19 protein-coding genes are annotated in these 22,207 nt (G+C 34.3%); 9 read left to right on the forward strand and 10 right to left on the reverse strand.

Annotation, left to right across the window (positions count from 1 at the left end):
• Positions 1 to 136 precede the first annotated feature (136 nt).
• The gene (locus H603_RS0100520; RefSeq protein ID WP_026706750.1) at positions 137 to 2,362 is read left to right on the forward strand and encodes a TonB-dependent siderophore receptor; all 2,226 of its coding nucleotides are present in this window, start codon (positions 137 to 139) and stop codon (positions 2,360 to 2,362) included.
• A 115-nt stretch (positions 2,363 to 2,477) separates the two neighbouring features.
• Here the strand turns inward: H603_RS0100520 and H603_RS0100525 are convergent, their stop codons facing one another.
• Together H603_RS0100525 and H603_RS0100530 are read right to left on the reverse strand one after the other, a co-directional pair.
• Positions 2,478 to 2,858, reverse strand: a complete 381-nt coding sequence (locus H603_RS0100525) for a hypothetical protein (RefSeq protein ID WP_026706751.1) — start codon at positions 2,856 to 2,858, stop codon at positions 2,478 to 2,480.
• 246 nt (positions 2,859 to 3,104) lie between these two features.
• Entirely contained in the window at positions 3,105 to 5,738 is a 2,634-nt protein-coding gene (locus H603_RS0100530) for a valine--tRNA ligase (RefSeq protein WP_026706752.1), read from the reverse strand.
• 225 nt (positions 5,739 to 5,963) lie between these two features.
• On the opposite strand from H603_RS0100530, the gene H603_RS0100535 reads away from it, so the two are divergent.
• Entirely contained in the window at positions 5,964 to 6,353 is a 390-nt protein-coding gene (locus H603_RS0100535; RefSeq protein ID WP_026706753.1) for a DUF1573 domain-containing protein, read from the forward strand.
• Between the two features lie 56 nt (positions 6,354 to 6,409).
• Here the strand turns inward: H603_RS0100535 and H603_RS0100540 are convergent, their stop codons facing one another.
• Positions 6,410 to 7,729 (reverse strand): retropepsin-like aspartic protease, encoded by a 1,320-nt coding sequence (locus H603_RS0100540; RefSeq protein WP_035675103.1) that lies wholly within the window; start codon positions 7,727 to 7,729, stop codon positions 6,410 to 6,412.
• Positions 7,730 to 7,855: 126 nt separating this feature from the next.
• Here H603_RS0100540 and H603_RS0100545 point away from each other — a divergent pair, with 126 nt between their 5' ends.
• From H603_RS0100545 to H603_RS0100575, 7 genes are all read left to right on the forward strand, one after another.
• Complete coding sequence (locus tag H603_RS0100545; protein WP_026706755.1) at positions 7,856 to 9,049, forward strand: pyridoxal phosphate-dependent aminotransferase; 1,194 nt, start codon at positions 7,856 to 7,858, stop codon at positions 9,047 to 9,049.
• Between the two features lie 246 nt (positions 9,050 to 9,295).
• Positions 9,296 to 9,967, forward strand: coding sequence for a GTP cyclohydrolase I FolE (gene folE, locus H603_RS0100550; RefSeq protein ID WP_026706756.1), 672 nt, complete (start codon positions 9,296 to 9,298; stop codon positions 9,965 to 9,967).
• Positions 9,968 to 10,013: 46 nt separating this feature from the next.
• Complete coding sequence (locus H603_RS17640; RefSeq protein WP_262487945.1) at positions 10,014 to 10,292, forward strand: four helix bundle protein; 279 nt, start codon at positions 10,014 to 10,016, stop codon at positions 10,290 to 10,292.
• A 163-nt stretch (positions 10,293 to 10,455) separates the two neighbouring features.
• Positions 10,456 to 11,934 (forward strand): cysteine--tRNA ligase, encoded by a 1,479-nt coding sequence (gene cysS / locus H603_RS0100560; protein ID WP_026706757.1) that lies wholly within the window; start codon positions 10,456 to 10,458, stop codon positions 11,932 to 11,934.
• A 21-nt stretch (positions 11,935 to 11,955) separates the two neighbouring features.
• A complete protein-coding gene (gene yidD / locus H603_RS0100565; protein ID WP_026706758.1) occupies positions 11,956 to 12,198 on the forward strand; it encodes a membrane protein insertion efficiency factor YidD in 243 nt (80 codons plus the stop codon).
• 91 nt (positions 12,199 to 12,289) lie between these two features.
• Positions 12,290 to 13,240 carry a prolipoprotein diacylglyceryl transferase gene (gene lgt / locus H603_RS0100570; RefSeq protein WP_026706759.1) on the forward strand — a complete coding sequence of 317 codons (951 nt, stop codon included), beginning with the start codon at positions 12,290 to 12,292 and terminating at the stop codon, positions 13,238 to 13,240.
• Positions 13,241 to 13,451: 211 nt separating this feature from the next.
• Positions 13,452 to 14,255 carry an endonuclease/exonuclease/phosphatase family protein gene (locus H603_RS0100575; protein ID WP_026706760.1) on the forward strand — a complete coding sequence of 268 codons (804 nt, stop codon included), beginning with the start codon at positions 13,452 to 13,454 and terminating at the stop codon, positions 14,253 to 14,255.
• Positions 14,256 to 14,346: 91 nt separating this feature from the next.
• Here H603_RS0100575 and H603_RS0100580 read toward each other — a convergent pair whose 3' ends face one another.
• The 7 genes from H603_RS0100580 to H603_RS0100615 all read right to left on the reverse strand — a co-directional run bounded on the left by H603_RS0100580 (position 14,347) and on the right by H603_RS0100615 (position 22,107).
• Positions 14,347 to 15,258 (reverse strand): glutaminase, encoded by a 912-nt coding sequence (locus tag H603_RS0100580; protein WP_026706761.1) that lies wholly within the window; start codon positions 15,256 to 15,258, stop codon positions 14,347 to 14,349.
• Positions 15,259 to 15,288: 30 nt separating this feature from the next.
• Positions 15,289 to 16,548, reverse strand: a complete 1,260-nt coding sequence (locus tag H603_RS0100585; RefSeq protein WP_026706762.1) for a hypothetical protein — start codon at positions 16,546 to 16,548, stop codon at positions 15,289 to 15,291.
• A gap of 305 nt (positions 16,549 to 16,853) precedes the next feature.
• Complete coding sequence (locus H603_RS0100590; RefSeq protein ID WP_026706763.1) at positions 16,854 to 17,507, reverse strand: response regulator transcription factor; 654 nt, start codon at positions 17,505 to 17,507, stop codon at positions 16,854 to 16,856.
• A gap of 3 nt (positions 17,508 to 17,510) precedes the next feature.
• Positions 17,511 to 18,302 carry a sensor histidine kinase gene (locus tag H603_RS0100595; protein ID WP_026706764.1) on the reverse strand — a complete coding sequence of 264 codons (792 nt, stop codon included), beginning with the start codon at positions 18,300 to 18,302 and terminating at the stop codon, positions 17,511 to 17,513.
• Between the two features lie 643 nt (positions 18,303 to 18,945).
• Entirely contained in the window at positions 18,946 to 19,320 is a 375-nt protein-coding gene (locus H603_RS0100605; RefSeq protein WP_026706766.1) for a hypothetical protein, read from the reverse strand.
• Positions 19,321 to 19,471: 151 nt separating this feature from the next.
• Positions 19,472 to 21,013, reverse strand: coding sequence for a replicative DNA helicase (gene dnaB, locus H603_RS0100610; protein ID WP_026706767.1), 1,542 nt, complete (start codon positions 21,011 to 21,013; stop codon positions 19,472 to 19,474).
• Between the two features lie 140 nt (positions 21,014 to 21,153).
• A complete protein-coding gene (locus H603_RS0100615; RefSeq protein ID WP_026706768.1) occupies positions 21,154 to 22,107 on the reverse strand; it encodes an acetyl-CoA carboxylase carboxyltransferase subunit alpha in 954 nt (317 codons plus the stop codon).
• Positions 22,108 to 22,207: the final 100 nt, after the last annotated feature.

Here is a 22,207-nt window from a genome sequence, read left to right on the forward strand (position 1 = left end):
TATCCTTACCTAATTCCTATTAATAAGTTCATAAATAGCTTGTTAAAAATATTATGTTTAATTATTCTAAATAAGCTTTGTACAATCCAAAAAAGCGCGTACTTTTGCGCAGTTATTTTAAATAAATCTAAATAAAATGAAAGCTTTAATATTATCTACAGTTGCATTACTTAGCTTGTCAACAGTAAAAGCACAATCTTCTAAAACATCTTATAGCGATACCCCAACAGTAACTCAACAAATGAATTCGCCTTTTGACACCATCAAAAATAAAAAAGGAGAATCGTTGAAAGAAGTACTAGTAAGAGCTAATCAACAAAAAAGAACAATTAATGCTGTTCGCTCTGGTTTGAAGCCAATGGATATTCCTCAAAGCGTACAAGTTATTGGTAGTGAAGTGATCACACAACAACAAGCTATTCGTTTGAGTGACGTGATAAAAAATGCCAATGGTGTTTATGTAGGTTCAGCTAGAGGTGGTTCTCAAGAGACTTTTTGGTCTAGAGGATACGATATGTCATCAAACAATATGTTTAAAAATGGCTTCCGTTTTACTAATGGTTCGATTCCTGAGGTTTCTTCATTAGAGCGCGTTGAATTACTTAAAGGAAGTGCTGCTCTTTTATTTGGAAATGTTGCTCCAGGAGGAATTTTAAATATGGTTACTAAAAAACCAACATTTGAAAGTGGTGGAGAAATTAGTATGCAAATGGGAAGCTACGCTTTTTACAAACCATCGATTGATATATATGGTCCTTTAAATGACAATATTGCGTATCGTTTTATTGGTTCTTATGAGAATTCAGAAAGTTTTAGAGATGTCGTTAAAAAAGAACGTTACTATGTAAATCCCTCGTTACTATTTAAAGTAAATGCTAAAACAGATATTACACTACAAGGAGATTATCTTCATGATGATTGGACACCAGATTTTGGTACAGGGATTATAGGTGAAGAAACTGCAGATGTACCTAGAAACACCTATTTAGGTGCAACATGGTCGAATGGGCAAACAAAACAAAGTAGTGTTTCTGCTTTAATAAACCACGATTTTAACGCTAACTGGAAATTGAACTTTAACTCCTCTTTTCAAGATTATACGAGAACATCTAAGGGAACAGAAAGAGTGCAACCAGCTGCAAATGGTGATTGGAGCCGACCTTTAGGGCAAAATAAAAACCAAGAACAAATTATCTCTGAGCAGTTAAGTTTTATAGGAAATGTGACTACAGGAAGTATCAAACACCAAATCTTTACAGGTGTTGATTTTGAAAATGCTGATGTCACTGCTTATACTTTCAAGTTCACACCTGCTACTTACGGTAGCGGAAACATATTTGACTTTGACAACTTTGATCAAGGTGGTGCAATTCCAGATGCCGATGTAACTAAAATCGTAAAAACAGATACCAATCGTTTTGGAGTGTATGCTCAAGATTTAATCTCACTTACAGACAAGTTTAAAGTTTTAGCAGGATTACGCTGGTCTTGGCAAGAAGCAAAAGTGAACACACAAGACCTTACAACTACCCCATCTACTAGTAAACAGGATGCAAATCGTGTTGATCAAGCGTTTACTCCAAAAGTAGGTTTAGTGTACCAACCAACAACTGAATTATCATTATTTGCTAGTTATGCTAATTCATTCACTCCTAACTCAGGAACGACAGTGGATTTAAAAGTGATCAAGCCATCTGTTATCGACCAATACGAATTAGGTATTAAGAAAGATTTCTTGAGTGGACTAATTTCAACAAACGTTACTGTGTACCAAATCGAAAACAGTAATCTTGCACAAACTGCAGAATTTAAAGCAGACGGATCATTCAATAGTGATTCAAGTATTAAAGTATTGAGTGGCGCAACAAAAAGTAAAGGAGTAGAAGTGGATATTACTGCTAAACCTGTGGAAGGACTAAGCATTATTGCTGGATACAGCTACAACGACATGCGTTATACAAAAACTTCAGGTTTAAACGGAAGTTTTATTGAAGGAGACCGTTTGGCTAGAACGCCATCAAATACGGCTAATTTAAGTTTCTTTTACACATTGCCTTCAGGAGTTTTAAAAGGATTATCTTTAGGATCTAGTGCTAATTATATAGGAAATCGTGTAGGTGGATGGAACAATCAAGTAGTAATTGATTCAGCTACTGGTGCAACTTCTATCAACGACCGTGAAGTACCTATCGATGGTTACACGACTGTAGATGTTTCTGCTGGATACACATGGAGAAAGATCTCAATATTATGCAAATTATCTAACATTGCAAATACATTGAATTATACTGTTCACGAGAACTACAGTGCTAATCCTATCGCACCAAGACAAGTAATGACTTCATTAAAATACCAATTTTAATTGAACGAATAGTTTAAAATAACCTGTCCAATTATAACGACTTATTACAAAAAAGTCCGTGAAGATGTTTACATTTTCACGGACTTTTTCATTTCATTTTATTCGAAAGTAAAGCTTACTCAATACTCATAATGATTTCGTCACGATTCAATAATGCAGACAGATTATCGTATTGCTTTGGGTCATACTTTTCAGTTCCACTTTGATACCATTTAGAAATGGTATTAATTTGAAATGTAGTATACCCTTCAACATCAATATCAAAACCAAACATTCCTGCAATTAGAAAGTCTTCTAAAATTTTTTCAGTAACGATGCGTTTCGGAATTCCGTTACTAATACGACCGTTCCTATCTTCATAATCTATACGTCCTGATTTGAAACCAGCAATTGTTGCTTTACTCATTTTTCGCTTTAACGATAAAAAGGGATTCAAGCCCATAGCGTATCCTTCTAAATACTCTTTTCTATCAGTTGCATCATATGTTTTTTTCATAAATACTTGGGTAATATTTAACAATAAGGCTACAAAAGTACATACCAAAGTCGTCTCACAACTCTTATATCGTTTAAAAGAATAAATACTCTTTAAAATGCACTAAAATGGATAATTACACCCTTTACTTTGTGCTATTTTTAAGCTAATAGCTTCATTTTACTATTGGTTAGCTTCATTCTACAAATAAAAAAACCCCTTTTTACGCTTGTAAAAAGGGGTTTCAAAAAATTTAGTTTTGACGACTTATTTTAGTCCGGCAAGACTGTTTTCAATAGTTTCAATTTTAGCTAAGGCATCGGCTTCTTTTTGTCTTTCGTTTGCCAATACTTTCTCTGGCGCACCGTTTACAAATTTCTCGTTTGCTAATTTATTTTGAACTGATTTTAAGAATCCTTTTGTGTATTCTAATTCTGTTGTCAGTTTAGCAATTTCCTCTTCAACGTTAATATTTCCTGTGATTGGAATAAAGTACTCGTTTGAATTCACACGGTATGATAACGCACCATCAACTTTGTCAGTAACGTATTCTAATGCGGTGATGTTCCCTAATTTGGTAACAACCGAATCAAAATATGTAGATACATTATCGTTGTTGATTGCTTTTAACTCGATAGCATCTTTAAACGGAATATTCTTATCCTTACGAATCGTTCTTACTCCAGAAATTACTTCCATTGTGTTTTCAAAATTAGCAATTAGAGCCGCGTTAAACGGTTTCATCTCCGGCCAAGTTGAAACGATAAGTGCTTCTTCTTTTGTTCTTGGCGCTAATATTTGCCAAATCTCTTCTGTCAAGAACGGCATAAATGGATGTAATAATTTCAAGTTGTTTTCAAGCATTTCTATGGCTTTCGCAAAAGTTACGCTGTCAATAGGCTGCTGGTATGCTGGCTTGATCATCTCTAAAAACCATGAACAGAAATCATCCCAAACTAATTTATAAATACCCATTAAAGCATCAGAAATTCTATATTTCTCAAAGTTGTCTTCAATATCAACTAAAGTTTGTTGCAACTTAGCCTCATACCATTCGATAGCAACCTTAGATGATTCTGGTTGCGGAATAGAATCAGACACTTCCCATCCTTTGATTAATTTGAATGCATTCCAAATTTTATTAGTAAACCCTTTTCCTTGATTACACAACTCTTCATCAAACATAATGTCGTTTCCTGCAGAGGCGCTTAAAAGTAAACCTACACGTACACCATCTGCACCAAACTTCTCGATTAAGTCTAAAGGATCAGGTGAATTTCCTAATGACTTAGACATTTTACGTCTTTGTTTATCACGAACTAAACCAGTCAAATATACATTTGTAAAAGGTTTTTTATCGGTATATTCATAACCTGCAATAATCATTCTCGCTACCCAGAAAAACAAAATATCTGGACCCGTTACTAAATCATTTGTAGGGTAATAGTATTTAAAGTCTTCGCTTTCTGGATCCATTATTCCACCAAAAACCGACATTGGCCAAAGCCAAGAAGAAAACCAAGTATCTAAGGCATCCACATCTTGCGTCAAGTTTTGGCTTGTTAAATTCTCGTTTTTAGTCCTTTCTTTTGCTAGAACTAAAGCTTCTTCCGCATTTTCAGCAACCACAAAATCCTCTTTACCATCTCCGTAGAAATAAGCCGGTATTTGCTGTCCCCACCATAATTGACGTGAAATATTCCAATCGCGTATATTATTTAACCAGTGTGCATAGGTATTATTGAAACGAGCTGGGTGTAGTTTAATATCTCCATCAACCAGTACAGATTGAATTGCTGGCTTCACTAAATCTTCCATTTTCAAGAACCATTGATCTGATAATCTTGGTTCGATCACCGCCTTAGTTCTTTCAGAAGTTCCAACTTTATTTAAATGTGTTTCAGTTTTTGCAAGAGCGCCAATTGTTCCTAACTCTTTGGCAACTTCTTCACGAACTATAAAACGGTCTTTTCCTTGGTAATGCAAACCAAAGCTATTCATTGTAGCATCTTCGTTAAAGATGTCAATAATTTCAAGATTGTGCTTCTCCCCTAACGTTTTGTCATTCATATCGTGAGCAGGAGTCACTTTCAGGCACCCTGTTCCAAATTCGATATCAACATATTCATCTTCGATAATAGGAATAACTCTACCACAAATAGGGACAATTGCTTTCTTACCTTTTAAGTGGGTAAAACGTTCGTCATTTGGGTTGATACAAATAGCACTGTCTCCAAAAATAGTTTCAGGTCGTGTCGTTGCAATTGTCAAGAAATCTTCCGATCCTTCAATTTTATATTGGATAAAATATAATTTACCTTGTCTTTCTTCAAAAATTACTTCTTCATCAGACAAAGTTGTTTTTGCTTCAGGATCCCAGTTTACCATACGGTATCCACGATAAATCATTCCTTTATTGTACAAATCAACAAAAGATTTAATTACAGATGCTGACATATCAGGATCCATAGTAAACTTGGTGCGCTCCCAGTCGCATGATGCTCCTAGTTTTTTTAACTGCTCTAAGATGACCCCACCATATTTGTCAGTCCAGTCATAAGCATGCTTTAAAAACTCTTCACGTGTCAAATCAGCTTTGTTGATTCCTTCTGATTTTAACTTGGCAACCACCTTAGCCTCAGTAGCAATCGAAGCGTGATCTGTGCCAGGTACCCAACAAGCATTGAATCCTTTAAGACGCGCGCGACGAATTAAAACATCTTGAATAGTATTGTTTAACATGTGCCCCATATGCAAGACTCCAGTCACGTTAGGTGGCGGAATTACAATGGTGTAAGGTGTTCTATGATCTGGCTCTGAGTGAAAATAATTGTTTTCCATCCAGTAGTCGTACCATTTATTTTCAATTGTTTTAGCGTCAAATTGTGCAGGGATTGTCATTGTATCTTGGATTCGATTAATCATTAATTTGGCGACCTATTAGCAAGCTAATTCACTAACTAACAGTGAAATAAATGTTCTAAACAACATCTTATTTTACTTTGGTCTAATTATTGTAATTCTTAGTGGGAACAAAAGTAAATAATTAAGTACACTATAAAAAGGGAAATAAAAATTTGTGCAGTAATTAAAACAAACTATATTTACTATATAAACACAATAAAAATGAAAAAAATAGCCACAGTAATAGCAGTAGCATTATTTAGCGGTATTGGATTTGCACAAAGCGGAGCCAAAATAGAATTTAAAGAAAATAACAACACCCTTGATTACGGAACTGTTAAAAAAGGACAAGACAACGGAATACGCTATTTTATATTTACAAACACTGGAAATGCACCTTTACTGATTTCAGGAGTGCAATCGACATCGAGCTGTACTATCTTATCACAGCAAAATGATACTGTATTACCAGGAAAATCAGGAAAAATAGAAGTTAAATATAACATGGTGCCGGGACCTATTAGAAAAACGATTACAGTAGAATCTAACGCTGTAAATTATCCCGAGGGTAGAATTCCTTTAAAAATAAAAGGTGAAGTTGTTGCCAACTAGTACAAAATAGGAAATAAATTACAAAGCTCTTTGAACTCAAATTCAAAGAGCTTTTTTTATAATAAATCTTTTAGTTCTAAAGTGATTTTATACAATTGATTGTTCCTACTAACCTCCACTACAAGCCACTTTTCTTTGTGAGTTTTTATCAGCGAACTCAATTCTTTCAACGAATAGTGATTGATTTTTTTGCCATTTATACGTACTAGAATATCTCCCTTTATGAGTCCGCTATTTGCTGCGGGCGAGTTAGGTCGAAAACCGCTCACAACATAAATAGGTTTCAATGTAAATTTAATTCTGTAATTACTATCGTCACTTTTTATTGTTTTATACCTTGAAGTAGCCGACTCAAATTTTAGATTTACCGTCTCCTCTACCCACTCCATTCCAATATGTTTAATTTCGATTCCGCTTTTATTGTAAAAAAAAGGCAGATTAAAATTACCACTTTTTTTAAGGTACATATTGTTATTACTATAATCGAATACTACTTTAAAACGCTTAAAAATCTCTCCTCCAATAGATCCTTTTCGATCAGCAACTATCTTTACATGTTTAGTTGAAACGCTATCTGGAAATGCTACAACAGGTTTGTTAAATTGGAAACCCGCAATTTCAAAACCCGTAATCCTTGCACGTTTACCTGTAATATCTCCACTAAATCCTTGCCCAAGATAATCGTCAAAATTTTTATTAGGCACTTGCATTTTGCTTTCGGTGTCGTGGAACAACCACAAAGCGTCACTATTGCCTAAATCAACCAGCAACTTTACTGGCGTTATTTCATTGTTTAATGCTATATTAGCGTACACATATGGTTTTGACGCCTCGATAGATAGCGGTACTTGCGTATAACGACGAGCTAACTTCTTTTTAATTTTACTGTTTTCATTATACACGAAAATTTTTTTCTTCTTATAATTGATTTCGATTAAATGCTTTTTAAGGAGAGAATAACCAATAATACCGTTCACAGGAATTCCCACATGTGAAGAGAGATTAAAATCTTGATTTAGTATAACGTACACTAAATGATTAGTGGACCGAAAATTTTTAGTTTCGATAGTATTCCCCACTGATTTTAATCCTTCAACTTCTTCCTTACTACCTAATCCTACCAAGCGTATCGTTTTTCTATTTTTAAGCTCAACGGCTTTATCTTCTAAGCTAAATAAAACAGTTTCTTCGACACCAGAATCTACAAGAAAAGTGAGTTCGATACCGTTTACTAGCAAAGGAATAAAAATAAGATTGTCTATAAGTTGAAAAGGAATAGTTACCTGTTTATTTTCATTTTTAAAAACAAAATCTGATTGTGCCTGCGAGGAAGATTTTATAAAAAATAACAAAACAATAAAGGCAAGAAGTCTCATAATGGTTCATTTTCATAAAGTTAACAATAAATACCACTATATATTTTATTTTAACAATATTTACAATGATAACGATTACTTAGTTCGAAAAAAAAATCGCAAATTTGCAATTCAACAATTATAACTATGCCGAAAATATCAAACAAAGGTGCTCAAATGCCTGAATCACCGATACGTAAATTAGTACCTTACTCAGAGATTGCTAAGAAAAAAGGAAACAAAGTATACCATTTGAACATTGGTCAACCGGATATTAAAACTCCAGAAGTTGCCATTGAAGCTGTAAAAAATATTGATATCAAAATATTAGAATACAGCCACTCTGCTGGTTTTGAAAGCTACAGAAACAAATTATCACAATTTTATATAAATACAGGTTTGCCTATCAATCCTGAAGACATCATTATTTCAACAGGAGGTTCAGAAGCGTTGCTTTTTGCAATGGGAAGTACAATGGATCAAGGGGACGAAATCATTATTCCGGAACCGTTTTATGCAAACTATAATGGATTTTCTACTGCTTCAGGTGTTACAGTGGTGCCGGTTATCTCCTCTATAGATACTGGATTTGCCTTACCTCCTATCGCAGATTTCGAAAAGTTAATTACAGCAAAGACCAAAGCAATTTTAATTTGTAACCCAGGGAATCCTACAGGTTATTTGTATTCGAAGGAGGAAATGATGCAACTAGCAGAAATAGTTAAGAAGCATGATTTATTTTTAATCGCTGATGAGGTTTACAGAGAATTTACTTATGATGGTGATGTTCACTATTCAGTAATGAACATTCCTGGATTAGAGGAAAACGCAATCATGATTGATTCGGTCTCTAAAAGATACAGTATGTGCGGCGCACGAATTGGTTGTATTGTTTCTAAGAACAAAGAACTAATGGCTACTGCAATGAAATTTGCACAAGCGAGATTGAGCCCACCTACATTTGCACAAATTGCAAGTGAGGCTGCATTAGACACCCCACAAAGTTATTTTGACGAAGTAATATCTGAATACAGAGAACGTAGAGACACTCTAGTAGCTGAATTGAACAAAATCGAAGGTGTTAAAGTAGCAAATCCAAAAGGAGCTTTTTATTGCATCGCTGAACTGCCAATTGATAATGCAGATACTTTTGCTCAATGGTTATTAGAAAGCTACGATTATAATGGAGAAACTGTAATGGTCGCTCCTGCTGCTGGTTTTTATTCTACTCCTGGTGTAGGTATGAATCAAGTAAGAATTGCTTATGTTTTACAAAAAGAAGACTTAATCAAAGCTGTTCATATTTTAAAAGAAGCAATTACCGCATACAACGCGAGATAATATTTTTTTAGCTTATAAGAATAAAAAAATCATCGAAAGTAGTTGAAATATCGATGTTTAGAATTAAATAAAGGCAGTAGCAATCCATTTGTTACTGCCTTTTTACATTCGATAAAACTTTTTAATTGGTTTGATTTTACCGGCTCTAAAAAGAGATCATTAATTAATAAAACCTTTACAAATTGTTTGGTTTTTATTAATTATCTTTACGCCCTAAAAATATCCACACAATAACAGTAGCTTTTAATGATAAATAATGACGAATTACATGATGAAATAGGTGATAACCATATCGCTTCATGTGCAACAAATCCAGTAAGAGAAGATGCATTTGATATTACTGATGACGAAAAAATTGAGAAAATAAAAAAAGACGTTGAAAGCATTCTATTGACTCTAGGAATGGATTTAACTGATGACAGCATGAAAGGAACACCAAACCGTGTTGCAAAAATGTTTGTAAAAGAAATATTTGGCGGACTAAATCCTGCTAAAAAACCGAAGGCTTCTACCTTTGACAATAATTATAAGTACGGAGAGATGTTAGTTGAAAAGAACATCACTTTGTATTCTACTTGTGAACACCACTTACTACCTATTATTGGTAGAGCCCATGTTGCTTATATCTCTAACGGTAGAGTGATTGGACTTTCTAAAATGAATCGTATTGTTGAATATTACGCAAAGAGACCGCAGGTTCAAGAGCGTTTGACAATGCAAATTGTTCAAGAATTACAAAAAGCATTAGGTACTGAAGATGTTGCTTGTGTCATTGATGCAAAACACCTTTGCGTGAATTCTAGAGGAATTAACGATATCGAAAGTAGCACCGTAACTTCTGAATTTGGTGGAAAATTTAAAGACCCACAAGCAAGAAGAGAATTTTTGGACTACATTAAATTGGAGACAAAATTCTAAATAAGTGGTTAACTGTCAATTTGTTTAATTGTTTAAACTTAATATTATGTATATTTTCTCATTTAAAAAACTTGATGTTTGGAAAAATCCGAGAGAATTGATATTAACAATATATAAAATGACAGTTAAGTTTCCGTCTAGCGAAATCTACGGGATAACTACACAAATAAAAAGAAGTTCTGCATCAATTGCAAAAAATATAGCAGAAGGCACTTCAAGGAATACTAACAAAGATAAAGCTCACTTTCTCACTATTTCATATTCTTCAGCAACAGAAACATTAAATCATTTAATAATTTCGAAAGACTTAAATTATATATCATAAGAGGAATACTTACTATGCAGAATGCAACTTGAAAAAAATTGCAATCAAATCAATAGCTTAAAGAAATACTATCTTTCTCAACAATAAATATTAAATCGTTTATTTATTTCGTAGTCAATCAACTGAACAAATAAACAATTCAAACAATTAAACGAATAAATTCATGCCTTTATATACAAGTCAAACACTAAAAATATACAACTCCCTTTCTGGAGAAAAAGAAACATTTGTACCCATCAACGAAGGAAATATTGGTATGTATGTTTGTGGACCTACAGTTTACAGCAATGTGCATTTAGGTAACGTGCGAACATTTATGTCGTTTGATGTAATGTTTAGGTATTTATTGCATTTAGAATACAAAGTACGCTATGTTCGTAACATTACTGACGTAGGACACATAGTAGACGATCAAGAAGATGGTGAAGATAAAATAGCAAAAAAAGCAAGACTAGAACAACTTGAACCAATGGAAGTTGTGCAACGCTATACGATCGATTTTCATGATATATTAAAAGCATTTAATTTTCTGCCTCCAAGTATTGAGCCTACAGCTACAGGACACATCATTGAACAGATCGAGATTATTAAAAAAATCGTGGATTCAGGGATTGGTTACGAGGCAAATGGATCAGTATATTTTGACGTTGTTAAATTTAATAAAACCAATCATTATGGTCGCTTAAGCGGTCGTAATATTGAGGACATGCTAGCAAATACTCGTGATCTTGATGGTCAAACAGACAAGAGAAATCCACAAGATTTCGCCCTATGGAAAAAAGCCGAACCACAGCACATTATGCGCTGGCCTTCACCATGGAGCGACGGTTTCCCTGGTTGGCATCTTGAATGTACTGCCATGAGCACAAAATATTTAGGAAATCATTTTGACATTCACGGTGGCGGTATGGATTTAAAGTTTCCTCATCATGAATGCGAAATTGCACAGAACGAAGCTTGTACAGGTCAGACTCCCGTTAATTACTGGTTGCATGCAAACATGCTGACTTTAAATGGTAAGAAAATGGCAAAATCTACTGGTAACAATATTTTACCTAGAGAAATTTTGACAGGAGAAAACTCTATTTTAAGCAAGGCATTTTCTGCATCAGTAGCTCGTTTTTTTATGTTACAAGCTCATTATAGAAGTATTTTAGATTTCTCTGACGATGCTATTGTCGCTGCAGAAAAAGGATACAAACGTTTGATGGAAGCATTAGACACTTTGAAAAACTTAAACAGTAGTGCTACGAGTTCGCTAGCCATTGAAGATTGGAGACAAACGTGCTACGACGCAATGAACGATGATTTTAACTCCCCTATTTTAATTGCCAACTTGTTTGAGGGTGTGCGATACATTAACTTAATCAATGACAATAAAGAGACTGTTACTGCAACTGACTTAGCGATATTAACAACTACAATGCAAGCTTTTGTATTTGATGTTTTAGGATTAGAAGACGAAAAAGTAGCAGATAGCAATACGGATAGACTTGAAGGGACAGTGAACATGTTGATTGCGATGCGCAATCAAGCGAGAGCGGATAAAAACTTCGCTTTGTCTGACCAAATTAGAGATCAGTTAATTGTTTTAGGAATCCAATTAAAAGACGGTAAAGAAGGCACAACGTTTTCGGTTTAAACATTTTCGAAATAAAAATCCATGCTGAAAAAGATTCTCATATTTCCTTTCTTAGTGATTGTGCGCTTTTACCAGCTAGTTATATCACCATTAACACCTGCTTCATGTCGGTTTGAACCGACTTGCTCTACTTATATGATTCAAGCACTCAAGGAACATGGCTTATTTTATGGTGGCTTTTTAGGATTAAAAAGAATTGTAAGCTGCAATCCATGGGGAAAAACAGGATATGATCCCGTTCCTAAAAAAAATTGCAACCACTGATGAGTTTCTCTTTATAAGACATTTAAACTATTCATCATCTAAAATGTTGCACTGTTAACAAATAATGTATTTTTACCAAAAATTAAAAATAATGACACACGCTTTAAATATTGTTTGGAATCCAATGGAAGGAATCGACTTAGGTTTCTTTGTGATTCGTTTTTACAGTCTTATGTTCGTAATTGCATTCGGACTAGGCTGGTATATCATGAAAAACATCTTTGAACGTGAGGGTGAGTCGATTGAAAAATTAGATTCATTATTTATATGGACTGTTCTTGCGACGTTAATTGGTGCGCGATTAGGACACGTACTTTTCTATGATTGGGAATATTTTAGAAATCACTTAGTCGAAATCTTTTTACCAATTAGAGAAAATGTAAACGCTACATTATTTGGTTTCATTGACGGCTGGGAGTTTACAGGTTTTCAAGGATTAGCAAGCCACGGAGCAGCTATTTCCATCATACTAGCGATGTACTATTTTAGTAAAAAAGTTTTAAATAAACCATTACTATGGATCTTGGATAGAGTAGTAATTCCTGTAGCGAGTGGTGCTATATTTGTTCGTTTAGGAAACTTTTTTAATTCTGAAATCATTGGAAAAGAAACTACTTCTGCATTCGGAATTAAATTTTTACGCGAACAGTTTTCACCTCTAGAAGCGATGAAACTTACCCAAATTAACGATTATAATGCTGCATACGGAGCTATTGCTAACAACCCACAATTTTCTGCAATTCTTGCGCAAGTTCCAGTAAGACATCCAGCACAATTATACGAAGCGTTTTGCTATATATTTGTTTTTGCAACATTGTTTTTCTTATACTGGAAGACAGATGCTCGTTTAAAATCAGGATATTTATTTGGATTATTTTTAACCCTATTATTTACTGTGAGAATTATTGTAGAATCTGTTAAAGAAAGTCAAGGTGGTTTTGAAAGCGACTTAGGAAACATACTTTCAACAGGACAGTGGTTGAGTATTCCTTTTATAGTAATCGGACTTTACTTTGTTTTTACAGCCAAGAAAAAAGCATAAATAAAAGCACTCAATATATAATTTAGAAGGACGGTTAGCAACTCGCTGACCGTCCTTTTAGTATGTACCTAAGTTGTTTTTCCTAGAAGATTATTTTGTTATAGAACATGGTGCTTTCAAAAACAAGTTGACTTATACAAATTACTATTTAACTGACATCACTTACAAATTCAACTTTGCAGTCATTTTTAAAAAGAGCCCAATCCCTAAAATGAGAAAAAACTTCACCTTTTTATTATTTATAATTTGCACTACGGTATTCTCACAAGTCAAACTACTTTCTTGGAATATTGAAAACTTAGGAAAGTCTAAAACCGATGCAGAAATAGCATATATCGCAGGAACTATTCGCAATTTTGACATAGTCGCTATTCAAGAAGTCGTTGCCGGTTATGGAGGTGCTCAAGCAGTAGCCAAATTAGTCGATGCACTGAACCGCAAAGGGAGTCAATGGAATTATGAAGTAAGCCCTCCCACGGTGAGCAGTGCGTATAAAACAGAACGCTACGCATTTTTATGGAAGCCAAGCAAGGTTAAAAAAATAGGCAAGTCGTGGCTAGAGATTAAATTCCAAAACCAAATTGATAGAGAACCTTTTTTTGCTACTTTCAGTAAGCAAGGAAAAACATTTACTGTAGTGAATTTTCATGCGATAACTAAGAGCAAACAGCCAGAAACTGAAATTAAGTATTTCAAATTCTTGCCTCAAGAATACCCTAGTTTGAATCTCATATTTGCAGGAGATTTTAATTGTCCGCAATCGCATTCTGTTTTTAATCCAATAAAAAAAATGGGATACTTACCTAGTTTTGTAAATCAAAAAACATCTCTAAAACGCAGTTGTAAAGATGGAAATTGTCTTGCTTCCGAATTCGATAATATTTATTATCTTACTAAAAAAGTGCAGAAAATTGAAGCGGGTGTACTACATTTTTATACCCATTTTAATTCACTTTTACTTGCTCGTCAAATCTCAGACCATATTCCAATTTGGCTCACGTTTGAGTTACTTTAAGAAATATTAGGAGCTATTTCCAGCTGTACACTATATCTTTTTCATTTATAAGAATAAATAAAAAAGGATGCCGTTTCCATCTGGGCTAAAATTAGAAGATCGACATTTCTGTTTTTGTAGTAAGTAATTCTAAGGCATGCATCCCTAGCTCTGAATTTCCTTTTTTATTCAATTTGGGTGACCAAGTAGCCACAACAAACTCCTTAGGATACAAAGCAACAATTCCACCTCCTATGCCACTTTTACCAGGTAAACCTACCTTATAAGTGAACTCTCCTGATTCATCATAGAACCCGCATGTTTGCATAATTGCATTTAGCCTTTTTACTTGACTCGCCGTCAAAATAGCTTTTCCTTCACGCGTCTTTCCTTCATTAGCAAAAAAGAAAAAAGCATTTGCTAGTTCGCAGCAATTCATTTCGATCGAACATTGGTGAAAATAAAAATCTAAAACCTCGTCAACATCGTTTTCAATATTCCCAAACGATTTTAGAAAGTTAGCTAAAGCCGCATTACGAAAACGAGTGTCTTTCTCTGACTGCGCAACCGCAAGATTAAATGTGATTTCTGGATTCCCGGAAATCACACGTATGAAACGCAGGAAATCTTCCTTTGGATTTTCTAAACATGAAACGAGCATATCTGCGATGACAATTGCACCTGAATTAATAAAGGGATTACGTGGAATTCCCTTTTCGTATTCCAATTGAATCAACGAATTAAAAGCAGTTCCTGACGGCTCGACTCCTACTCTCTTCCAAATCTTTTCACCACTAAAAGAAAAAGCAAGCGCAACCGTCAAAGCTTTTGAAATACTTTGAATAGAGAATCGGTCTTGACTATCTCCCACCGCATAGTTTGCACCATTAATTGTTGTAAGATGCATGCCAAACTTTTTAGGATCAACCTTCGCTAATTCAGGAATCGTGTTTGTAACAGCGCCTGTTGAAACGTGGTCTTTTAACTCGGTGGTTATTTCTTGTAATATTCTTTTGTAGTCCATTGTATAATAAGCAGTTTGAGCGTGAAAGGTCTAGGTTTTTTGTTTCTTTTTTCGTGCAGCTGGAAAAAGCACATTATTTAATATCAAGCGATATCCAGGTGAGTTAGCATGCAAGTCTAAAACCGTGGGAGAATCACCCACTCGATGCTGAAAGTCTTCTGGGTCGTGACCGCCATAAAACGTAAACATGCCTTTGCCTTTTTCTCCATGAATGTACCTAGCTTCTCCGTTAATTTCACAAGTCCCCATCACTAAAACATTCGATTTTATTCGATCTGGATTATAGGCCGTTGTTTGTCCCATGAACCCTTTTACTAGTTGCGTATGATTTTGACAAAGCATGCTTGATATAGGGTCCCACTTTGCTGAATATTCCATTAAAGTAAAATAATCCTTATCTGGGGATACGATGCGACTGTCTGTATTATCGATATCTGAAAACTCATACTTTTCAGGTCTTCTTTCAAGAATAAAATCTTTAAAAGCAAATGAATTTCCGTAGTTTAATTTAGATTGGTAATTGGCATCACTGTTATCGCCGTCAAACATTGGTTCGCAAATATCTATCCCATCAGCCGCAAGAGCAATATCAAAGCTATCAGTAGCAGAGCACATGGCAAACATAAAACCACCACCTATGACAAAATCTCTAATCTTTTTTGCGACAGCGCCTTTCTCTTCAGAGACTTTATTAAAACCCAATTTCTGTGCTAGAGCTTCACTTTCTTTTTTTTGTTCAACATACCAAGGTGTATTTCGATAAGCACCAAAAAATTTTCCGTACTGACCTGTAAAATCTTCGTGGTGCAGGTGCAACCAGTCATACAACAGCAGTTGATCGCTTAATACCTCTTCATCATAAATTGCCGTAAACGGAATCTCAGCATACGTTAAAACTAATGTAACTGCATCGTCCCAAGGTTTCTTTCCTTTAGGAGTATATACAGCTATTTTAGGCACACGCTCCAGTATAACCGTTTCCATATTTTGAGAAGGACTTGCTATTTCATTGCTTATTTTTTCCTGTTGAGCATCTGATAAAATTTCGAAACTAACACCTCTTATTTGACATTCTTTTCTAATTTCACTAGCGTCTGGTAGTAAGAACGAGCCACCACGATAATTAAGTAACCAACTTGCTTTGTAGTTTTTTGACAAACTCCAAAACGTAATTCCGTAAGCCTTTAAATGATTTTTTTGCGAACTTTCATCCATAGGCAACAGTATATATGACGCACGCATTGAAAAAGCAAGTACAAGAAATAGTAAAATAGATAGTCTTAATTTCATTGTTATTATGTGTTTAATACAGAGAAGATAGGTATAGAATTTACTATTCTCTTTGTTTACAGATTAAAATTTAAGCGCCTTCTGGCAAAACTTAAATTATAATAGGGTATAAATACGCTTACGCCAAAGCAGGAAATATAATAAATTTGAGTCTTATTAAAGTAGACCAAGGGCAAATGGAAAATTACAGAAATAATTTAGAAAATAAATACGTGAAAATGTTTAAAAAAGGAGCAGTTTGTCTCCTTATAATATGCATTATCATATACTTTACACTCGCGATTCACTTCATGATTAGTTAACTCCTAAATGAGAACAACTTTATTTTGTATCGCATACACAACTAATCCTGCAATATTTTTGGAAGCTGTTTTCAATAATAAATTGTTGCGATGTCCCTCGACCGTACGTGGACTTAAACAAAGCTGATCTGCTATTTCAGCAGTGGTTTTTTGCTCGCAAATCAATTGTAAAATCTCATTCTCTCTAGTTGTTAAGCTTACTTCTAGTGACTTTATATTAAGATTGTGGGTGATTGTTTCTTTAATAATTTCCATTACGTAGTCATTATAATAAAACCCTACGTAATAAACTTCCCTAATCGTTTTTAATAATTCTTGTGGAGTTGCATTTTTTATCAAATAAGATACTGCCCCAACATCAATCATATTTGCTACAAAAGATTTACTATCGTAACTTGACAAGGCAACTATTTTTATCTTAGGAAAATTATTGTGAATGTATTTTGTAGCCTCAACACCATTAAGATGCGGCATTTTCAAATCGGTAATAATCACATCAGGGTGCGTATCATTATTTTCTAAAAACGATATCAGTTCGACACCATCTGCGGCTTCATGCAAAATGGTAATGTCCTGCTCCCGTTCTAAAATGAAGCGAACACCTTTTCTAAACAAAATTTCATCATCAACTAAGAGTACCTTTATAGTTTCTGCCATATTTTAATATTTAAAAATAATCTGAACCCCTTTATTTTGCTCAGAGTGAATATTGATCACACCATTTAAAAAACTTATCCTACTGGATATATTCTTCATTCCTAGTCCATGCTGGTTTTGCGCATCTGACGCATCAAAACCACAACCATTATCATTATAATTGCAAACAGTCAACGTTTCTTCTTGACTAAATGCAATGTTAATTTGCGTAGCTAAACCGTGACGCAAAGAGTTATTCAGTAATTCCTGCAGTACTCTAAAAACGTGCAAATGTTTGCTTTTATCGGCTGGATCAAAAGTTATATTATTTTCATAAACGACCTTAACTGATTTGCTGCTATTAAAATCTGCACACAATTCCTCAATACCAGCGTGCAATCCAAATTTATCTAGTACAGGTGGCAGCAAATCATGTGCAATTCTTCTAGTACTTTCAAGCGCCTTTGATGTCAAATTTACAATATTTGCAGTGATTTCCTCTGTTTCTGAGATAGTTAAATTAGGTCTATTTAACAAATGGCTATTTAACGAAACTATGTTCAGTTTTGCACTGATATCATCGTGCAAATCCTGAGCAATACGCTTGCGTTCTTCCTCCTGAGTAACTAATACAGCATATAATTGTTGTTGCTGGAAATGGAGTTCTAAGTCCTTTTTTTCTAATTCATTTTTAATAATTCTCTTTCTCGAATAATAAAAGAAAACTATTAGTCCTATCGATAGGATAACAAAAAAGAGCGAGGTATATAATATGGCAGCTACAATTTCGGTTTCGTATGCACGGTTTAGCTTCATAATAGAGTATTATTTTTTTGATTGTAAAAACTAACCTTCCATTCAAATAGAATAAAAAGTTGATAGATTACAACCATGCTTGCGTTTAAAGTCCAAGGTAAGAGTTGGTATTCTCGACTTAAAAAAACAGTAAGATTACCAACAATAAATAGCACCGTGCTACTGAATAAATAGAATAAAATACCAATAGTGCAGTAATAAAACTTTTTAACGCTTGTCAGCATATTAAATAAATGCATCGCAGCCAACACAATGGATAAAAATGCTGTTATAAATATTTCGAACAAATTAAATCTAAACCATGCTTCTGGTTGAAGAACATACTGAATTGCTAGTACAGCTAAACCAAAATATAATAAATAGTTTGCTATTTTTTGCTGCGCCTTTAATTGAAATAAACTTTTAAAAAATAAGTTTAGTGCAACAAATTGTCCAATAAAATAAAAATGTGATAGAAACAAATTATTAATGTCCACTTCCACTAAAATTTTTGAGAGGAATTGAATCACAGCAGTACCTAGCAAATAAATAGCAAAGATTTTAAAAGAACGATCAGCACGAACATAATTTTTACTATAAACGATACAGTTGATAAATAATATTAGGTAGCCAAAATTTATGATATAAAAATGCAAAGCGCTACTTAGTTTAAGGGACTTTTGTTGTCTCCTTTACCTGGAGGATTAGGTTCTGAAAAATCAAAAACTATTTCTGAGTCTTCACCTTCAACACAGTTTTCATCTGTACCAAAAACATCACGATAGATAGCTGTTTTTTCTTCCAGCTCAGCACCAACAAAAATCAAAGTGTTTTGCTTTTTATCATTCACACCTACATAGACTCTCACTTTAGAAGTATTTAATTCCAGTACTTTTTCAAGTGTTTCTCGATTTATTAAATAGGAATCGACTTTTTTATTAGGTCGGTCGCTACTTACATCATCTCTATAGTTTTTTGTCCATACCTCAGCAGTTTTTAAAGGCACAGAGACATTCTTTGGTTTTCTTACTTCTTCCATTACGTGGTTAATTTAAGTGGTTAGAATACAAATGTTAATTGTTGCGCTAAGCTACAAATTTTTAAGAGGTTTGACCTCCAAATTATCCGTAAACAGTGTAGTATTTGGTATTTATTCATAAAAAAAGCCTGCAAAAGCAGGCTTAATTGTGTTAAAATGGCATTTCATCATCGTCATCGTCATTTAAATTGCTTCCAAAAGCCTCATTTGCGGAGGGAAGATTTTTTGTAATGAACGAATTATCGTCTTGATTCATCGAAGAAGGCAAATCATCGTAGCCTCCTGTAAAATCTTCAAGGTTGTCAAACTTACCAAGATGTCCTATAAATTTAAGTCTCACGTTTTCTATACTACCATTACGGTGTTTTGCAATCATAATCTCAGCTTGACCTGTCGTAGGAGATGCTTCATCGTCATCCCATTCATCAATTTTGTAATATTCTGGACGGTATAAGAACGATACAATATCTGCATCTTGCTCAATTGCTCCAGATTCACGAAGGTCAGATAGTAACGGTCGTTTACTAGATCCACGCGTTTCTACAGCACGCGATAACTGTGAAAGTGCAATTACAGGCACATTAAGTTCTTTGGCTAAAGCCTTTAAATTTCGAGAGATAGTCGAAATCTCTTGTTCACGGTTTCCTCCACCTTTTCCATTTCCTCCTGCTGTCATCAATTGCAAGTAATCTACAATGATAATCCTGATTCCGTGTTGCGACACTAAACGTCTAGCCTTTGCTCTTAAATCAAAGATAGATAGCGATGGGGTATCATCTATAAATAATGGCGCTTTTTCTAAGTTCTTAACTTTAGTACTTAATTGCTCCCATTCATGTTTTTCTAATTTTCCTGTACGTAATTTTTCTGATGACAATCCTGTTTCAGATGAAATCAAACGAGTGATTAACTGAACTGATGCCATCTCCAGAGAAAATAGTGCTACGGGCATTCCAAAATCGATTGCCATATTACGCGCCATTGAAAGTACAAAGGCTGTTTTTCCCATCGCAGGCCTTGCAGCAATAATAATTAAATCACTAGGTTGCCATCCTGAGGTAATTTTATCTAGTTTTTCAAAACCAGTTGCTACTCCACTCAATCCCTCTTGACCAGCAATCTCCTCTATACGTTTCTTAGCTTGCAGTACTAAACTTTGTGCAGTCTCTGAACTACGCTTAATGTTTCCTTGAGTAACCTCATATAATTTGGATTCGGCTTTATCTAATAAATCAAATACATCTGCTGAATCGTCATAGGAATCTTCGATAATTTCAGATGAAATACGAATCAAGCTACGTTGAATAAATTTTTGTAGAATAATACGCGAGTGGAACTCTATGTGTGCAGAAGACGAAATCTTTTGCGTAAGCTGAATTAAGTAAAAATCTCCTCCCGCTAAATCAAGTTTTCCATTCTTTTTTAACTGTGCCGACACCGTTAGTAAATCGATAGGTTGGGTCTCAGTAAACAGCTGTACAATTGCTTCAAAAATATGCTTGTGTGCATCTTTGTAAAAAGCATCAGGTTGTAAGATATCAATAACGTCATCAACCCCTTTTTTATCAATCATCATTGCTCCAAGAACTGCTTCTTCAAGTTCTAAAACTTGTGGGGGCAATTTTCCTTTTTCGAGGCTGATTATTGTAGTTTTATCGACCTTTACAGGATTTATATTTTTGAAGTTTTCCATATTGCGAAAGTACTATAAATTTAAAAAACATTGTTCTTGAGTTATCATAAATAATTGTTTATAAGCACCCAATTTTTGTTGATAACCAAAAAAAAATCCGAAACTGTGGGGTTTCGGATTTTTTTATATTTAGTAAGAATTTACTCTTTGAACTCACCCATATTACTGTATTTGTCCATTCTTTGAGCGATTAACTTCTCTGTTGATAAGTCTTTCAATTCTTTATATCCTTTCAATATATATTCCTCTACTGATTTAAAAGTAGTCTCTCTATCATAATGTGCTCCACCAAGTGGCTCAGGGATAATATCATCAATTAATTTTTGTCTTTTCATATCTGATGAAGTCAGTTTCAAAGCCTCTGCAGCTTGTTCCTTGTACTCCCAGCTTTTCCATAAAATAGACGAGCAAGATTCTGGTGAAATTACTGAATACCATGTGTTTTCTAACATGTAAACTTTATCTCCTACACCTATTCCTAAAGCTCCTCCAGAAGCTCCTTCACCTACAATGATTGTGATGATAGGCACTTTAAGGCGAACCATTTCAAAAATGTTTCTTGCAATAGCTTCTCCTTGTCCGCGTTCCTCTGCTTCTAATCCAGGATATGCTCCCGGAGTATCAATCAAAGTTAAAACAGGAATACCAAACTTCTCTGCCATTTTCATTAAACGCAAAGCTTTACGGTATCCTTCAGGATTTGCCATCCCAAAGTTTCTATATTGACGTGTTTTAGTGTTGTATCCTTTTTGCTGTCCTACAATCATAAATGACTGCCCACCTATTTTTCCTAATCCACCAATCATCGCTTTATCATCAGCAAAACCTCTATCACCATGCAGTTCTAGAAAAGTGTCGCCACATAATGCTTTAATGTGATCTAATGTATAAGGTCTACTTGGATGTCTTGATAATTGTACACGTTGCCATGCTGTCAAGTTCTTATAAATTTGTTTTTTGGTATCTATAAGCTTCTTGTTGATTTGTTTACATGTATTTGAAACATCAACATCTGATTCTTGACCAATAACAAGGCATTTATCTAACTGATCTTCTAGTTCTTTAATTGGAAGCTCAAAATCTAAATATTCCATAGTAACTGTGCGTTTTTGTTATTTATTTGGACTGCAAATATAAAATATTAAATGATTTACAACCCGATATTTTTTACTTTAGTAACAAGGCTTAAAGGTA

The sequence above is a fragment of the Flavobacterium frigidarium DSM 17623 genome (genome assembly GCF_000425505.1).
Taxonomy (GTDB): Bacteria; Bacteroidota; Bacteroidia; order Flavobacteriales; family Flavobacteriaceae; genus Flavobacterium; species Flavobacterium frigidarium.

What these genes read in the sequence shown, in the direction of transcription:
- H603_RS17640 (WP_262487945.1), top strand. Translation starts at nt 10,014, where the DNA reads ATGTATATTTTCTCATTTAAAAAACTTGATGTTTGGAAAAATCCGAGA.
- yidD (WP_026706758.1), top strand. Translation starts at nt 11,956, where the DNA reads ATGCTGAAAAAGATTCTCATATTTCCTTTCTTAGTGATTGTGCGCTTT.
- H603_RS0100615 (WP_026706768.1), bottom strand. Translation starts at nt 22,107, where the DNA reads ATGGAATATTTAGATTTTGAGCTTCCAATTAAAGAACTAGAAGATCAG.
- H603_RS0100585 (WP_026706762.1), bottom strand. Translation starts at nt 16,548, where the DNA reads ATGAAATTAAGACTATCTATTTTACTATTTCTTGTACTTGCTTTTTCA.
- folE (WP_026706756.1), top strand. Translation starts at nt 9,296, where the DNA reads ATGATAAATAATGACGAATTACATGATGAAATAGGTGATAACCATATC.
- H603_RS0100525 (WP_026706751.1), bottom strand. Translation starts at nt 2,858, where the DNA reads ATGAAAAAAACATATGATGCAACTGATAGAAAAGAGTATTTAGAAGGA.
- H603_RS0100545 (WP_026706755.1), top strand. Translation starts at nt 7,856, where the DNA reads ATGCCGAAAATATCAAACAAAGGTGCTCAAATGCCTGAATCACCGATA.
- H603_RS0100575 (WP_026706760.1), top strand. Translation starts at nt 13,452, where the DNA reads ATGAGAAAAAACTTCACCTTTTTATTATTTATAATTTGCACTACGGTA.
- cysS (WP_026706757.1), top strand. Translation starts at nt 10,456, where the DNA reads ATGCCTTTATATACAAGTCAAACACTAAAAATATACAACTCCCTTTCT.
- H603_RS0100590 (WP_026706763.1), bottom strand. Translation starts at nt 17,507, where the DNA reads ATGGCAGAAACTATAAAGGTACTCTTAGTTGATGATGAAATTTTGTTT.
- H603_RS0100595 (WP_026706764.1), bottom strand. Translation starts at nt 18,302, where the DNA reads ATGAAGCTAAACCGTGCATACGAAACCGAAATTGTAGCTGCCATATTA.
- H603_RS0100530 (WP_026706752.1), bottom strand. Translation starts at nt 5,738, where the DNA reads ATGACAATCCCTGCACAATTTGACGCTAAAACAATTGAAAATAAATGG.
- lgt (WP_026706759.1), top strand. Translation starts at nt 12,290, where the DNA reads ATGACACACGCTTTAAATATTGTTTGGAATCCAATGGAAGGAATCGAC.
- dnaB (WP_026706767.1), bottom strand. Translation starts at nt 21,013, where the DNA reads ATGGAAAACTTCAAAAATATAAATCCTGTAAAGGTCGATAAAACTACA.
- H603_RS0100605 (WP_026706766.1), bottom strand. Translation starts at nt 19,320, where the DNA reads ATGGAAGAAGTAAGAAAACCAAAGAATGTCTCTGTGCCTTTAAAAACT.
- H603_RS0100540 (WP_035675103.1), bottom strand. Translation starts at nt 7,729, where the DNA reads ATGAGACTTCTTGCCTTTATTGTTTTGTTATTTTTTATAAAATCTTCC.
- H603_RS0100520 (WP_026706750.1), top strand. Translation starts at nt 137, where the DNA reads ATGAAAGCTTTAATATTATCTACAGTTGCATTACTTAGCTTGTCAACA.
- H603_RS0100580 (WP_026706761.1), bottom strand. Translation starts at nt 15,258, where the DNA reads ATGGACTACAAAAGAATATTACAAGAAATAACCACCGAGTTAAAAGAC.
- H603_RS0100535 (WP_026706753.1), top strand. Translation starts at nt 5,964, where the DNA reads ATGAAAAAAATAGCCACAGTAATAGCAGTAGCATTATTTAGCGGTATT.